We start from the raw sequence: 14900 nt of genomic DNA, 5'->3' as shown, positions 1-14900 counted from the left end.
TCTTCAGGAGAGCCCTCGTGACTACCAGTAACCGCATTCTTCTCGGCGTGAATATCGACCACGTAGCCACGCTGCGCCAGGCGCGCGGCACCCGTTACCCTGATCCGGTCAAGGCTGCCCTGGACGCAGAAGAGGCGGGCGCTGACGGCATCACCGTGCACTTGCGCGAAGACCGCCGGCACATCCAGGAGCGTGATGTACTGCTGCTCAAGGATGTACTGCAAACGCGCATGAACTTCGAAATGGGCGTCACCGAAGAAATGATGGTATTTGCCGAGCGCATTCGCCCGGCCCATGTCTGTCTGGTGCCCGAGACCCGTCAGGAGCTGACTACCGAAGGTGGTCTGGACGTTGCCGGGCAAGAAGCGCGGATCAAGGCTGCCGTCGAGCGCCTGGCGAAAATAGGTTGTGAAGTCTCGTTGTTTATCGATGCCGATGAGCGGCAGATTGCGGCTTCAAAGCGCGTCGGTGCCCCTGCTGTCGAGTTGCACACCGGGCGTTATGCCGATGCGCAAACCCCGACCGAAGTGGCCGAAGAGTTGCAGCGGGTGGCTGATGGCGTGGCATTTGGCCTGGCGCAAGGGCTGATCGTTAATGCCGGTCATGGCCTGCACTACCACAACGTTGAAGCGGTGGCGGCGATCAAGGGCATCAATGAGCTGAACATTGGCCATGCCTTGGTGGCACACGCTCTGTTCGTTGGCTTCAAGTCGGCAGTGGCCGAGATGAAGGCACTGATTCTGGCGGCGGCAAAGGCTTAAACCCGGTCACGGCTCGACGGGTATTGGCGGTGCTGGCTTAAAGCTGCGGCTCTTCTTTAGGCTTGGTCTTGTTGATACCCGGTATGTGCAGCTTGCCGTCAGCGGCCTGGTCGCCCTCAAGCTGTGGCTGTGTGGCCCATGTCAGGATGTCGTAGTAACGACGGATGTTGGCCACAAAGTGCACGGGCTCGCCGCCCCGGGCGTAGCCATAGCGGGTTTTGCTGTACCACTGCTTCTGCGCAAGGCGAGGCAGCATTTTTTTCACGTCCAGCCACTTGTTCGGGTTCAGGCCTTCTTTCTTGGCCAGCTTTCTCGCGTCATCCAGGTGACCGCCGCCAACGTTGTAGGCCGCCAGTGCAAACCAGGTGCGATCAGGCTCTTCGATATCGTCGTCCAGTTCGCTCTTGATCAGTGCCAGGTACTTGGCACCGCCCATGATGCTTTGCTGCGCGTCCAGGCGGTTGGACACGCCCATGGCTTGTGCAGTGTTCTGGGTCAGCATCATCAGGCCGCGAACGCCGGTTTTGGAGGTGACGGTGGGCTGCCACAAGGATTCCTGATAGCCCATGGCTGCCAGCAGGCGCCAGTCGACCTGTTCCTTTTTGGCCGCATCCTTGAAGAATTTTTCGTATTTGGGCAGGCGCTGCTGCAGGTGCTGGGCGAAGGTATAGGCGCCGACGTAACCCAGTACGTCGACGTGGCCGTAGTAACGGTCCTTCAAGCGTTGCAGGGTGCCGTTCTTTTCGACCTTGTCCAGGTAGGCGTTGATCTCGTTGAGCAGGCTGTTGTCTTCACCGGCCATTACCGCCCAGCGCTGGCTGCGGGCATCACCCAGGTCAAAGGCCACGCGAACGTTGGGGAAGTACACCTGGTTCATTGCCACTTCGTTGGAGTCGACCAGGGTCAGGTCTATCTGCCCTTCATCGACCATGCGCAACAGGTCGACGACTTCGACAGCGTCGGACTCTTCGTATTCGATTCCGGGATATTGCTTCTTGAGTTCGGCAAGTTGCTCGGCGTGGGAGCTGCCTTTAAGCACCATGATGCGTTTGCCCACCAGATCGGCGGCATTGGTGGGGCGCGACTGACCGTTGCGGTAGATGATCTGGGGCGTGACTTCAAGGTACGGGTGAGAGAACTTGGCTTGCTGCAGGCGTTTCTCGCTGCTGACCAGACCGGCAGCAGCTAAAGCGGGACCGTCAGGTTTACCCAGCTGTATGAAGATGTCGTCCAGGTTGTCGGCTGTTTCGATCTTCAGTTCGACGCCCAGATCGTCGGCAAAGCGCTTCACCAGCTCGTATTCGAAGCCGGTTTCGCCGTTGCGATCTTCGAAGTAGGTGGCCGGGCTGTTACGGGTGATCACCCGCAGTACCCCATCCTCCTTTACGCGCTCAAGGGTACTGGGTTTTTCAACGCAGGCACCGAGCATCAGGAAGAGTCCGGTTACGAGTAGCCATCTGGCTCCACGCTGGCGGAATGCAGTTAGAGAAAACATTCGCGCAGTATACGCAAAGCAGCACGGGTGCCATATCTCGACAATTTACGGTCATTCTGATAACAGCTGCCAAAAACGACAAAACCCTTATGGAATGGGGTGTCGGGGGCTGTTTAAAGATCATGACCGCCCATCCACAAACGCTCTGATAGCTATAAAGAATAAGGCTTTGGTCGGTTAACGGCCTTTGGCGCACGTCAGGTGTGCCGTTTCGGGTGCCGTTAGCGCCGGTTTAGGCTAGAATGCCGGGCCTCAAAGCATACCCCTCCCGAGGCTGTCCCGAAGATGTTGATCCTGCGCGGCGCTCCTGCCCTTTCTGCCTTTCGCCACAGCAAACTCCTTGCACAACTGAGCCTGAAGGTTCCGGCTGTCACTGGTTTGTATGCTGAATTCGCCCACTTCGCCGATGTTACCGGTGAGCTGACCAGCGATGAACAGCAGGTCCTGGCTCGTCTCTTGAAGTACGGCCCTAGTGTGCCGGTCCAAGAGCCCAGTGGCCGACTGTTCCTGGTGTTGCCGCGGTTCGGCACCATTTCCCCTTGGTCGAGTAAGGCCAGCGACATTGCCCGTAACTGTGGCCTGGCTAAAGTCCAGCGCCTGGAGCGTGGCATTGCGTTTTACGTGGCCGGTCAGTTCAGCGACGCTGATGCAGAGCTGATTGCAGCGGCACTGCATGACCGCATGACGCAAATCGTGCTGGGCAACCTTGAGCAGGCTTGCGGTCTGTTCAGCCATGCCGAGCCCAAGCCGCTGACAGCGATTGACGTGCTGGGCGGCGGTCGCGCCGCGCTGGAAAAAGCCAACGTCGAGCTGGGCCTGGCTCTGGCTGAAGACGAAATCGATTACCTGGTCAATGCGTTCAACGGTCTTGGCCGCAACCCGCACGACATCGAACTGATGATGTTCGCCCAGGCCAACTCCGAGCATTGCCGTCACAAGATCTTCAATGCCAGCTGGGACATTGACGGCCAAAGCCAGGATAAAAGCCTGTTTGGCATGATCAAGAACACCTACGTGATGCACAGCGAAGGCGTGTTGTCGGCTTATAAGGACAACGCTTCGGTCATCGTCGGCAGCGTCGCAGGGCGTTTCTTCCCGGACCCTGAAACCCGCCAGTACGGCGCGGTGCAGGAGCCGGTGCATATTTTGATGAAGGTTGAGACCCACAACCACCCGACCGCCATTGCCCCGTTCCCGGGCGCGGCGACCGGCTCCGGTGGCGAGATCCGTGACGAAGGTGCTACCGGTCGTGGCGCCAAGCCAAAGGCCGGCCTCACCGGCTTCACCGTATCCAACCTGCAAATCCCGGGCTTTGAACAGCCATGGGAAGTGCCGTACGGCAAACCCGAGCGCATCGTTACCGCGCTGGACATCATGATCGAAGGCCCACTGGGCGGCGCCGCGTTCAACAACGAATTCGGCCGTCCGGCCCTGACCGGTTACTTCCGTACCTTCGAGCAGTCGATCACGACTCCCCGTGGCGAAGAAGTGCGCGGTTACCACAAGCCAATCATGTTGGCCGGCGGCATGGGCAACATCCGCGCCGAACACGTACAGAAAGCCGAAATCACCGTTGGCTCCAAGCTGATCGTGCTGGGCGGCCCGGCAATGCTGATCGGCCTGGGTGGCGGTGCAGCTTCCTCCATGGCCACCGGCGCGAGCTCGGCCGATCTGGACTTCGCTTCGGTACAGCGCGAAAACCCGGAAATGGAACGCCGTTGCCAAGAGGTCATCGACCGTTGCTGGCAACTGGGCGACAAAAACCCCATCAGCTTCATCCACGACGTGGGCGCGGGCGGTCTGTCCAATGCCTTCCCGGAACTGGTCAACGACGGTGAGCGTGGCGGTCGTTTCGAACTGCGCAATATTCCCAACGACGAGCCGGGCATGGCTCCGCACGAAATCTGGAGCAACGAATCCCAGGAACGCTATGTAATGGCGGTGGGCGTTGCCGATTTCGAGCGCTTCAAAGCGATCTGCGAACGTGAGCGTTGCCCGTTTGCCGTGGTCGGTGAAGCCACTGCCGAACCGCAGCTGACGGTTACCGATAGCCACTTCGGCAACAACCCGGTGGACATGCCACTGGAAGTGTTGCTGGGCAAGGCACCGCGCATGCACCGTTCGGCCGTCCGTGAAGCCGAACTGGGGGATGACTTCGATCCGTCCACGCTGGCCATCGGCGAGTGTGTCGAGCGCGTACTGCATCACCCGGCCGTGGCCAGCAAAAGCTTCCTGATCACCATCGGCGACCGGACCATTACCGGCCTGGTAGCCCGTGACCAGATGGTAGGTCCGTGGCAAGTGCCGGTTGCTGACGTTGCGGTCACCGCCACCAGCTTTGACGTATACACCGGTGAAGCCATGGCCATGGGCGAGCGTACTCCGCTGGCACTGCTGGATGCTCCGGCATCGGGCCGTATGGCCATCGGCGAAACCCTGACCAACATCGCGGCTTCGCGGATCGGCAAGATCAGCGACATCAAACTGTCGGCCAACTGGATGTCAGCGGCGGGTCACCCCGGCGAAGACGCCCGTCTGTACGACACCGTAAAAGCGGTCGGCATGGAGCTGTGCCCTGAGCTGGGCATCACCATTCCAGTGGGCAAAGACTCGATGTCGATGCAAACCCGCTGGAGCGAAGAGGGCACTGACAAGACTGTCACCTCGCCGCTGTCGCTGGTAGTAACCGGTTTTGCTCCGGTGCTCGATGTGCGTCAGACCATGACCCCGGTGCTGCGCATGGACAAGGGCCTGACCGATCTGATCCTGATCGACCTGGGCCGTGGCCAAAACCGCATGGGCGCCTCGATCCTGGCCCAGACGTACGGCAAGCTTGGTAAACACGCCCCGGACGTGGATGACGCAGAAGACCTCAAGGCCTTCTTCGCCGTGATCCAGGGCTTGAATGCCGATGGCCACCTGCTGGCTTACCATGACCGTTCCGACGGTGGTTTGCTGACCAGCGTGATGGAAATGGCGTTCGCCGGTCACTGCGGTGTCAACCTGGCACTCGACGGCCTGGCTGAAACCGCTGCCGACATTCCGGCCATCCTGTTCAACGAAGAGTTGGGTGCGGTGGTCCAGGTGCGTCAGGACTCTACTGCTGACGTACTCGCACAATTCAGCGCCGCCGGCCTGGGTGAGTGCGTGTCGGTAATCGGTCAGCCGCGCAATTGTGCAGACGTCACGATCACCTTCAATGGCGAGACCGTTTTCGCCGGTCAGCGCCCTCTGCTGCAACGTCAGTGGGCTGAAACCAGCTACCAGATCCAGCGTATGCGTGACAACGCAGACTGCGCCCAGCAAGAGTTCGACGTGCTGCTGGAAGAAGACAATCCGGGCCTGAGCGTTCAGCTGAGCTTTGATGTCAACGCCAACATCAGTGCGCCGTATATCAAGAAAGGCATTCGCCCACAGGTTGCCGTACTGCGCGAGCAGGGCGTCAACGGCCAGGTTGAAATGGCGGCGGCGTTCGACCGTGCCGGTTTCAACGCGGTCGATGTGCACATGAGCGACATTCTGGCCGGCCGTGTCGACCTCAATGACTTCAAGGGCATGGTTGCGTGTGGTGGCTTCTCCTACGGTGACGTACTGGGTGCCGGTGAAGGCTGGGCCAAGTCGGCCCTGTTCAACGCCCGTGCACGTGATGCGTTCCAGGGCTTCTTCGAACGTACCGACAGCTTCACCCTGGGTGTTTGCAACGGTTGCCAGATGATGTCCAACCTCAGCGAACTGGTCCCGGGCAGCGAGTTCTGGCCGCACTTTGTGCGTAACCGTTCCGAGCAGTTCGAAGCCCGGGTGGCAATGGTTCAGGTACAGGAGTCGAACTCGATCTTCCTGCAGGGTATGGCCGGTTCGCGCATGCCAATCGCCATCGCCCACGGTGAAGGCCATGCCGAGTTCGCCAGCCCTGAAGCCCTGCTGCAAGCCGATCTGTCGGGTTGCGTGGCACTGCGCTTCGTCGACAACCACGGCAAGGTTACCGAGAGCTACCCGGCCAACCCGAACGGCTCGCCGCGCGGGATTACCGGTCTCACCAGCCGTGACGGCCGTGTGACTATCATGATGCCGCACCCGGAGCGGGTATTCCGCGCCGTGCAGAACTCGTGGCGTCCTGAAGAGTGGAACGAAGATGCGCCTTGGTTGCGCATGTTCCGTAACGCGCGCGTGTGGGTCGACTAAGGGCATGTACAAGCTCAGCTTCTTCGTTCCTCCAAGCCATGTCGAAGTGGTCAAGGATGCTGTATTCGCTGCCGGTGGCGGACGGATCGGCAACTATGACCACTGCGCCTGGCAGGTATTGGGCCAGGGCCAGTTTTGCGCGCTGGACGGCAGTCAGCCGTTTATCGGGCAAACCGGTCAGGTCGAATATGTCGGGGAATGGAAAGTTGAGCTGGTCGTTGCCGATGATCTGATCCATGGGGTGGTGGCTGCGCTCAAGCACAGTCACCCCTATGAGACGCCCGCTTATGAAGTGTGGCGACTGGCGGACTTGTAACCCCCAAACACCAACCTGTAGGAGCGAGCTTGCCTCGCGATGCAAACAATGCGCGGTTTCTGAGAGAACGCATTGAGACCATCGTGAGGCAAGCTCGCTCCTACAGTTCGTTCAGCGTGCGTGATCTGGCCTGATCAATCGCGCCAGCGCTTCGCTCAACCCCTGCGCCTGTTCCCCCACCAATACATGCCAAACGCCATCGGCGTGCTGGCTGATGCCCTGGCTGCCCAGTGCCTTGAGCTGGCTCTGCGACAACGAACGCTGGTCTCCCAGCTTGATCCGCAAGCGGGTGAGCGCTACGCACTCGACGTGCAATACATTACTGCTGCCGCCCAGCGCGCCCAGCCATTTGTTGGCGGCCTCGTGCCCGACCTCGTGCGCCGGTTCCACCGCAGGGGCTTGAGCCTTGCTGACGGCGGGCGAACGGCTGACCCGGGTTAGCGCCAAGCGTATTTCATCGGCAATGCTGTCGGCCATCGGCCCGACCACTACTTGCAGGCTGCCCGCGCGGCCGGGGCGCATCACCCCCATGGCGCCGAGCGCCTTGAGTTCGCTGTCCTGAGCCTTGTTGCGATCGGCCAGCTCCAGGCGCAGGCGCGTGGTGCAGGCGCCGACGGTGAGCAGATTGTCCGGGCCACCCAGCGCCTGGATATAGCCATCGGCCCGCTGGTTCTCGGTGAGGTCGGCGGTTTCTGCCACCGGGTTGTCTTCACGGCCCGGGGTTTTGAGTTTGAAGCGGCGGATGCAGTAATCAAACACCAGGTAATAAATGGCAAAGTAGACCAGCCCGACGGGAAAGATCATCCAGCCATTGGTGGACTTGCCCCAGCCCAGCAGCATGTCGATGGCACCACCGGAAAAGGTGAAGCCCAAATGGATATTCAGCAGGTTGGTGATGGCCATCGACAGCCCGGTCAGCAACGCATGCAACAGATAGAGGAAGGGCGCGAGGAACATGAAAGCAAATTCGATGGGTTCGGTGACGCCGGTCAAAAACGCGGTCAGCGCCAGTGACAGGAAAATCCCGCCCATCAGTTTGCGCCGCTCCGGCAACGCATTGCGGTACATCGCCAGGCACGCAGCCGGCAGGCCAAACATCATCACCGGGAACATGCCGGTCATGAATTGGCCGCCCTTGGGGTCGCCCGCGAAGTATCGGGTCAGGTCGCCGGTCACCACTTGCCCGGCATCGGTGGTAAAGCTGCCGAACACGAACCACGCCATATTGTTAAGGATATGGTGCAGCCCGGTGACGATCAGGATGCGGTTCAGCACGCCAAAAATGAACGCCCCCAGGCTGCCGCTTTCGAGCAGCAACACACCCAGGCTATTGATGCCTTCCTGAATCGGTGGCCAGATCAGGCCGAACAGGGCCCCCAGGGCTACGGCGGCAAACCCGGTGACGATCGGCACAAAACGCCGGCCGCCAAAAAACGCCAGGTATTCCGGCAGTTTGATGTCCTTGAAGCGGTTGTACAGCGCCCCGGCCATCAGGCCGCTGACGATCCCGGCGAGCATGCCCATGTTGATATGGGGGTCCAGGGCCTTGAGGGTCGAGATCAGCACCAGATAACCGATGGCCCCGGCCAGGCCCGCAGTACCGTTGTTGTCGCGGGCAAAACCCACGGCAATGCCGATGGCGAAGATCAGCGCCAGGTTGGCGAAAATCGTGTTGCCGGCATCGTGGATGATTGCGATGTTGAGCAAGTCGGTGTCGCCCAGCCGCAGTAGCAGCCCGGCAATGGGCAAAATCGCAATCGGCAGCATCAACGCCCGGCCAAGCCGCTGCAGACCTTCGATGAAGTATTGATACATGAGAAATTCTCCGTCGTTGTTTTTGTTGTTGTCAGTCGGAAAGCGGCCAGTACTGATGACAGGCCTCGCGTACAGATTTTGCGTTGCTCATGTTCAGCAGTTTCTGGCTCAGTGTTTGACACATTCCGGCGTCCAGCTGGCGGACCCTGGCCTTGATTTCACCGATTTGCAGCGGGCTGACCGACAGCTCGCGAACCCCCAGGCCGATCAGCACCGGGGTGGCCAGAGGGTCGCTGGCCAGTGCACCGCATACGCCTACCCAGCGTCCGTGCTTTGCCGCACCGGCACAGGTATGGGCGATCAGGCGCAGCAGCGCCGGATGCAGGGCATCGACCCGTGAGGCCAGCCCTGCATGGTCGCGGTCCATGGCCAGGGTGTACTGCGACAGGTCGTTGGTGCCGATGGACAGAAAGTCCGCGTGCTCGGCCAATTGTTCTGCCATCAGGGCCGCTGCCGGCACTTCAATCATCACCCCCAGTTCCGGGCGCTGGCTCAGGCCCATTTCACCGCGCAAGGCCTCCAGGCGACGGCGGATATGCAGCAGCTCGTCGACCTCGGTGATCATTGGCAACAAGATGCGGCAGCGTTGTACCGGGCTGACCTGCAGCAGGGCGCGCAGTTGCTGATCGAGGATGTGCGGATGCATCTGTGCCAGGCGGATGCCGCGCAGGCCCAATACCGGATTGGCTTCGGCGGGCAGCGGCAGATAATCAAGTTGCTTGTCGCCGCCCACATCAATGGTGCGAATGATCACCGGCTTGTCACCCATCGCATCGACCACGCCCTGGTAGGCCGCAATCTGCTCCTGTTCATTGGGAGCAGTGCTGCGATCGACAAACAGGAACTCGGTGCGCAGCAGTCCGACGCCATCTGCGCCATTGGCATGGGCGCCGGCCGCTTCGTGGCTGGAGGCAACGTTGGCGGCAATTTCGATCTGCAGCCCGTCACCGGTCACTGCCGGTTCGTGGGCGTGCAATTGCTGCCGGGCAAAGCGTTGCTGACGGGCGAGAATGCTGTTTTGCACCTGTTCGATGCGTTCGGCGCCGGGGCTCAGTTCCAGGCGGGCGCTGTCGGCGTCGAGAATCACCTGTTGTCCGGCCGGCAAGTCCAGCAACCCTGAGCCCAGGGCCACCAGGCAAGGCAGGCCTTTGCCCCGGGCCAGAATCGCGACATGGGAGGTGGCCCCCCCTGCGGCCATGCATAAACCGGCAACTTGCTGTGCGCTGAGCATCAGCAGGTCGGAAGGGGTCAGCTCGTGTGCGGCAACAATGGCTCCGGGCGGCACCTGGCACTGGGCACTTTCCCCCAGTAATGCTCTGAGAACCCGTTGTTGCAGGTCATGCAAGTCGTTGGAGCGTTCAGCCAGCAAGGTATTGCCCAGTTGTTGCAGAATCGCGCATTGCTGCTCGATCGCATCACTCCAGGCGTGGGCCGCATTGCGGCCCTGGGCGATGGCGCCGTGGCTGGCCTGCAGCAGCTCGCTGTCTTCGAGCAAGGCCAGGTGAGTGTCGAAAATGGCTTCTTCGTCGAGGTTGCCCTCGGCCCGGGCCTGGATCAGGGTCAGGCGGATCTCGGCGCGCACCTGCTCCAGCGCCGAATGCAGCGCCTGCATTTGCTCCTCGGGGAGGTGATTGCCGAGGTCGGGTGGCAGTTGCACGGTGCTTAAAAAATACAGCGCACCACTGGCCAGGCCGGGGGCCGCACTCACTCCGTTCAATTGTCCTTCTTGATTGATGGGGCGAGCGACGGCCGGCAGCACTTTCAGCGTGGTGGCGGCCGGTCTGACCTGATCTTTGGCCAGTGCGGCCAGAATGGCCTGCAGCGCGGCGTCGGCATCCTCGCCGTCACAGCTGACTTGAACTTCATCGTGCTCGCTGATGCCCAGGGCCAGCAGCCGGACAATACTGTCGCACGGAGCCGAATTGGCGCCGATGTGCAGCCGGCAAGTGCTTTTGAAACCCAGTGCTGTTTGCCGTATCAGCGCAGCCGGACGTGCATGCAGGCCACCGTGGTGAGTTATGCGCACGCTGCCTTGGGCCAGCCCCTGAGAACTGTCGGTCGCGGTAACGGCGGCCTCGATCTGGCGCGCGGCTATCTGCAGCAGTGGCTCGCCGGCCACGGCGGTGTCGTGTTGCAGCAGTTGCAGCGCGAACCGATCGCCATTGGTCAGCACCAGCAGGCTGATCAGGCTGGTGCAGCGCTGGGCGATGTAATCGGGGTCGAAGCGTACCAGGGGCTGGCCGTTGCTGATCTGCTCGCCGTTTTCCACCAGCAGTTGAAAACCTTCGCCCTGTAGATCAAAGGTGTCCAGCCCCACATGCAAAAGCACCTCGGCGCCATTATCGGCACGCAGGGTCAGGGCATGGGCGGTCTTGGCCACGTGCACGATCACCCCGTCACAGGGCGCATACAAACAGTCGTTCAATGGGTCGATGGCAATCCCGTCGCCCATTACGCCGCTGGAAAATACTTCATCCGGCACCAGGGCGAGTTTGATGATCGGCCCGCTGAGCGGCGCACTGAGGGTGAGCTTTTTATTATTGTGCATGGCGCGATACTCATTAAACCTGCGGGGGAAGACAACTCAGTGGGTACGGGTCACTTTGCTCAGGAACCGTGGCTGATCCGGGTCCAGCCCCCGGGCCTCGGCCAGACCCGCAGCCATCACGTAGAAACTTTGAATGGCCAGGATCGGGTCCAGATCCGGGTGTGCCGCCTGGCTCAACGTCAGGTCGCGCTCGGCCACATCATCCGGGGCCGCCAGCAGCACCCGGGCGCCGCGCTGGCGCATGTCACGGGCCAGGGTCAGCAAGCCCGCCTGTTCCACACCCCGAGGGGCGAAAATCAGCAGCGGGTAGTCTTCTTCGATCAGGGCCATCGGGCCATGGCGCACTTCGGCACTGCTGAAGGCTTCGGCCTGCAGGGTCGAGGTTTCCTTGAATTTGAGCGCGGCTTCCTGGGCGATGGCAAAGCCCGCGCCCCGGCCGATCACCAGCAATCGCTGGGCATCGCGCAAGGTCTCGATGGCTTTGCTCCAGTCCTGGGTGCAGGCGTCGCGCAAGTCGGCGGGCAGCAGGTGGCCGGCCTCAAGCAGGGCTTTATCATTGGCCCAGTGCGCAACCAGGCGGGCACCGGCACTCAAGGTGGCGATAAAGCTTTTAGTGGCTGCGACGCTGATTTCGGCGCCGGCACACAAGGGCAAGCTGTAGGCGCAGGCGGCTTCCAGTGGTGTGTTTTCGGCATTCACCAGCGCCACGCTCAGCGCCCCGCGTTCACGCAACAGGCTCAGGCTGTCGATGATGTCGGGGCTCTGGCCGGACTGGGAAAAGGCAAATACCGCCTGGCCCTGCACCCGCAGCGGGGACTGGCGCAAGGTCACCACTGACATCGGCAACGACGCCACGGGCACGCCCACATGCTGCATGGTCAGATAGGCAAAGTAACTGGCGGCATGGTCGGAGCTGCCACGGGCCAGGGTCATGGCTACGTCGGGCGGGCTGGCCCGCAGGTCGCGGGCAAGGTCGATCAGGCGCGACTCCAGGTTGAACAGTTGACGTTCGACCGCTTCGCTCGCGGACCGGGCCTCTTCCAGCATTTTTGACGGCTTGTTAGAAGACAAGTGCTTCCCCTTCGACCATGACAGCGGTGAGATTCAATGAACGGTCCAGGCGCACGCAGTCGGCCCAGCTACCGGGCTGCAAACGCCCGCGTTCGGTAATGCCGAGGTAGTCGGCCGGGTACTGCGACAGGCGTTGCGAGGCTTCGGCCAGTGGCAGGCCGATTTTCACCAGGTTGCGCAGTGCCTGATCCATGGTCAGCGTGCTGCCCGCCAGCGTGCCGTCTGCCAGGCGTACGCCGCCCAGGCATTTGGTGACGGTGTGGCTGCCCAGTTGGTATTCGCCATCGGGCATGCCGGTGGCTGCAGTGGAGTCGGTGACGCAATACAGGCACGGAATCGCACGCAAGGCTGCACGAATGGCGCCGGGATGCACGTGGAGCAAGTCGGGGATCAGTTCGGCAAAACGCGCATGGGCCAGGGCGGCACCCAGAATGCCGGGCTCGCGGTGATGCAGCGGGCTCATGGCGTTATACAAATGGGTGAAGCTGGTGGCGCCCGCATCCAGTGCGGCCACGCCTTCTTCATAACTGCCCAGGGTATGCCCCAGCTGCATGCGAATGCCCCGGGCGCTCAGGGCGCCGATCAATTCGATATGGCCGGCGATTTCAGGGGCGATGGTGATGACTTTGATCGGCGCCAGACTCAGGTAATCCTCGACTTCGGCCATCAGCGCGGTATGGGCGAAGTTGGGTTGAGCGCCGAGTTTGCCGGGGTTGATAAACGGGCCTTCGAGATGCACCCCCAGTACCCGGGCGCAGCCGGCCGGCCGTTGCTGACAAAACTCGCCGAGGGCACCGAGCACGCGGCTGATCTCGTGATTCGGCGCGGTCATGGTGGTGGCCAGCATTGCCGTGGTGCCGAAGCGCAAGTGGGTGCGGGCGATGGTGTCGAAGGCCGGTGCGCCTTGCATGATGTCTTTACCGCCGCCGCCGTGCACATGCAGGTCGATAAAACCGGGCAGCAGGTAAGGCAAGTCGTTGTCGGCCGGGTCACAAGGGCTGCCCTGGATGCCGAGGACTTTGCCGTTCTCGTGCAGCAGGCGGCCGCGGACCCAGCCTTGGGGCGTGAGGATGTTGTCTTCGGACATGTACAGCCCTCCGGGCGTGTTGTCGGGTCAGCGGCGCAGTTCGGCCACAAAATCGTAGAAATCGTTACGGCAGTAGGTATCGGTGACTTCGATGGGGGTGTTGTCTTCGAGGTAGCCGACCCGGGTCATCAGCAGCATGGCGGCCCCGGGTTCGATCCCCACCAGGGCGGCAAACTCTGCGCTGGCGTTGATCGCCTGAATATGTTGCAGGGCGCGGACCACCGGTTTGCCGATGCTGTCCAGATACTCGTAGAGCGAGTCGCCAAGCACCTGCGGCTGCGGGATCAGGGAAGCGGGCAGGGCGCTCATTTCGATGGCCATGACCGTGTCATCGGCTTTGCGCAGGCGCTTGAGGCGCGCGACTTTATCCGTGGGGGACAGCGCCAGGCGGATCAGCTCTTCATGGGTTGGCTGGGTGATTTCCCGCTGTAACCACTGAGAGCCAGGTACGAAGCCCTTGAGCCGGAGCATTTCGCTGAAACTGGACAGCCGCGACAAGGGTTGCTCAAGGCGCGGGGTGATGAAGGTTCCGGAGCCCTGGCTGCGGCGGATCAGGCCTTGTTCGAAGAGAATTTCCAGGGCTTTGCGGGCCGTGACGCGAGACAGGCCCAGTTGTTCGCTCAGGCTGCGCTCCGAAGGCAGCGCCTGCTCGGCTTTCCAGACCCCGGCATGGATCGCGGACTCCAGGTTGCGGGCCAGTTGCAGGTACAACGGCGTGGCCAGACGGTCATCCGGGCGCAGGTCGGCGAGGGTGGTCATAGGGCTGTTCATGGTGGTGGATCCGATGCGGTTATTGGAGTTTTGTCGCCCGGTAATGGCGCGAAAGTAATACCACTTCAATACCAAGTCAACGCATGCACAGGCGCGTTTCCCGCCGAAAACAGGGTGTTTGGCCGTTGTGATTTTATTTGGTGTTTAAGTGGTATTAGGAGTGCGCTGAAGGCGCCGAGATGCTGCGGGCCCGTTCGGGCCCGGCGACAGGTAAAGGTATTAGGAGTAGGCGGGAGGGCGTAACGGGGACAAAAGGTAATTTATTTTTGCTTAAGGCCGGATTTCAACCAGAGTGCCGTCCTTGACCAGGCTCCAGACTTCACGCATTTCGTAGTTTTTCATCGCGATACAGCCATCGGTCCAGTCCAGGGTATGGAACAGCTCTTCGGGATTCTCTTCGGAGTCCGGCGTACCGTGGATCATGATCATCGACCCGGGGTTCAGGCCTTGGCGCCGGGCTTGGGCCGCGTCACTGACGTTGGGGTAGTTGATATGCATCGCCAGGTTGAACTTGTCGCTTTTTTTGCGCCAGTCGACCCAGTAAAGGCCCTCCGGGGTGCGTTTGTCGCCCTCTTGCAGTTTTGGCCCCTTGGGTTGTTTGCCCAATGAAATGCGGTAGCTCTTGATCGGTTTGCCATCGCTGATCAGCTGCAGCTTGCGGGCCGACTTGAGCACCAGGATTTTTTCGATTTTTTGCCCGGCTTTGATCGTCTGTGTTGACTGGGCCGGTTTGAGGACCTGATTTTTATCGACGGGTTTGCCATTCACGGTAATGACAACGGAAGCTTGGCAAGTAACAGCAAACGACAGGCAGAGGGCAGCGAGCAACCAACGCATTAGAGGGATATTCCTGA

10 protein-coding genes are annotated in these 14900 nt (G+C 61.1%); 3 read left to right on the top strand and 7 right to left on the bottom strand.

Annotated features, from left to right (window positions below):
• Window positions 1-17 precede the first annotated feature (17 nt).
• Window positions 18-761 carry a pyridoxine 5'-phosphate synthase gene (pdxJ, locus tag JQ845_RS02305; protein ID WP_003440201.1) on the top strand — a complete coding sequence of 248 codons (744 nt, stop codon included), beginning with the start codon at window positions 18-20 and terminating at the stop codon, window positions 759-761.
• 37 nt (window positions 762-798) lie between these two features.
• On the opposite strand, the gene mltF is transcribed toward pdxJ, so the two are convergent.
• The gene (gene mltF, locus JQ845_RS02300; protein ID WP_010655989.1) at window positions 799-2256 is read right to left on the bottom strand and encodes a membrane-bound lytic murein transglycosylase MltF; all 1458 of its coding nucleotides are present in this window, start codon (window positions 2254-2256) and stop codon (window positions 799-801) included.
• A gap of 285 nt (window positions 2257-2541) precedes the next feature.
• Between mltF and purL the strand changes: the two genes are divergently transcribed.
• Both purL and JQ845_RS02290 read left to right on the top strand, forming a co-directional pair.
• The gene (purL, locus tag JQ845_RS02295; RefSeq protein WP_010655988.1) at window positions 2542-6438 is read left to right on the top strand and encodes a phosphoribosylformylglycinamidine synthase; all 3897 of its coding nucleotides are present in this window, start codon (window positions 2542-2544) and stop codon (window positions 6436-6438) included.
• A 4-nt stretch (window positions 6439-6442) separates the two neighbouring features.
• Entirely contained in the window at window positions 6443-6754 is a 312-nt protein-coding gene (locus JQ845_RS02290) for a YqfO family protein (RefSeq protein WP_003440210.1), read from the top strand.
• Between the two features lie 111 nt (window positions 6755-6865).
• Here JQ845_RS02290 and nagE read toward each other — a convergent pair whose 3' ends face one another.
• The 6 genes from nagE to JQ845_RS02260 all read right to left on the bottom strand — a co-directional run bounded on the left by nagE (window position 6866) and on the right by JQ845_RS02260 (window position 14883).
• A complete protein-coding gene (nagE, locus tag JQ845_RS02285; RefSeq protein ID WP_202210993.1) occupies window positions 6866-8569 on the bottom strand; it encodes an N-acetylglucosamine-specific PTS transporter subunit IIBC in 1704 nt (567 codons plus the stop codon).
• A gap of 31 nt (window positions 8570-8600) precedes the next feature.
• The gene (gene ptsP / locus JQ845_RS02280) at window positions 8601-11117 is read right to left on the bottom strand and encodes a phosphoenolpyruvate--protein phosphotransferase (protein WP_203008089.1); all 2517 of its coding nucleotides are present in this window, start codon (window positions 11115-11117) and stop codon (window positions 8601-8603) included.
• A 36-nt stretch (window positions 11118-11153) separates the two neighbouring features.
• Window positions 11154-12164, bottom strand: a complete 1011-nt coding sequence (locus JQ845_RS02275) for an SIS domain-containing protein (protein ID WP_010655985.1) — start codon at window positions 12162-12164, stop codon at window positions 11154-11156.
• Window positions 12165-12177: 13 nt separating this feature from the next.
• Window positions 12178-13275 (bottom strand): N-acetylglucosamine-6-phosphate deacetylase, encoded by a 1098-nt coding sequence (nagA, locus tag JQ845_RS02270; protein WP_003440214.1) that lies wholly within the window; start codon window positions 13273-13275, stop codon window positions 12178-12180.
• Window positions 13276-13302: 27 nt separating this feature from the next.
• Window positions 13303-14034 carry a GntR family transcriptional regulator gene (locus JQ845_RS02265; RefSeq protein WP_003440215.1) on the bottom strand — a complete coding sequence of 244 codons (732 nt, stop codon included), beginning with the start codon at window positions 14032-14034 and terminating at the stop codon, window positions 13303-13305.
• A gap of 282 nt (window positions 14035-14316) precedes the next feature.
• The gene (locus tag JQ845_RS02260) at window positions 14317-14883 is read right to left on the bottom strand and encodes a L,D-transpeptidase family protein (RefSeq protein ID WP_003440216.1); all 567 of its coding nucleotides are present in this window, start codon (window positions 14881-14883) and stop codon (window positions 14317-14319) included.
• Between the last annotated feature and the right edge of the window lie 17 nt (window positions 14884-14900).

This window comes from Pseudomonas paraversuta, assembly GCF_904063065.1.
Taxonomy (GTDB): domain Bacteria; phylum Pseudomonadota; class Gammaproteobacteria; order Pseudomonadales; family Pseudomonadaceae; genus Aquipseudomonas; species Aquipseudomonas paraversuta.
This window is presented reverse-complemented; position numbering and strand designations above follow the sequence as displayed.

Excerpts from the sequence above, each read along its gene's own strand:
- purL (WP_010655988.1), top strand. The coding sequence starts at position 2,542 with ATGTTGATCCTGCGCGGCGCTCCTGCCCTTTCTGCCTTTCGCCACAGC.
- nagE (WP_202210993.1), bottom strand. The coding sequence starts at position 8,569 with ATGTATCAATACTTCATCGAAGGTCTGCAGCGGCTTGGCCGGGCGTTG.
- JQ845_RS02265 (WP_003440215.1), bottom strand. The coding sequence starts at position 14,034 with ATGACCACCCTCGCCGACCTGCGCCCGGATGACCGTCTGGCCACGCCG.
- mltF (WP_010655989.1), bottom strand. The coding sequence starts at position 2,256 with ATGTTTTCTCTAACTGCATTCCGCCAGCGTGGAGCCAGATGGCTACTC.
- ptsP (WP_203008089.1), bottom strand. The coding sequence starts at position 11,117 with ATGCACAATAATAAAAAGCTCACCCTCAGTGCGCCGCTCAGCGGGCCG.
- JQ845_RS02275 (WP_010655985.1), bottom strand. The coding sequence starts at position 12,164 with ATGCTGGAAGAGGCCCGGTCCGCGAGCGAAGCGGTCGAACGTCAACTG.
- nagA (WP_003440214.1), bottom strand. The coding sequence starts at position 13,275 with ATGTCCGAAGACAACATCCTCACGCCCCAAGGCTGGGTCCGCGGCCGC.
- JQ845_RS02290 (WP_003440210.1), top strand. The coding sequence starts at position 6,443 with ATGTACAAGCTCAGCTTCTTCGTTCCTCCAAGCCATGTCGAAGTGGTC.
- JQ845_RS02260 (WP_003440216.1), bottom strand. The coding sequence starts at position 14,883 with ATGCGTTGGTTGCTCGCTGCCCTCTGCCTGTCGTTTGCTGTTACTTGC.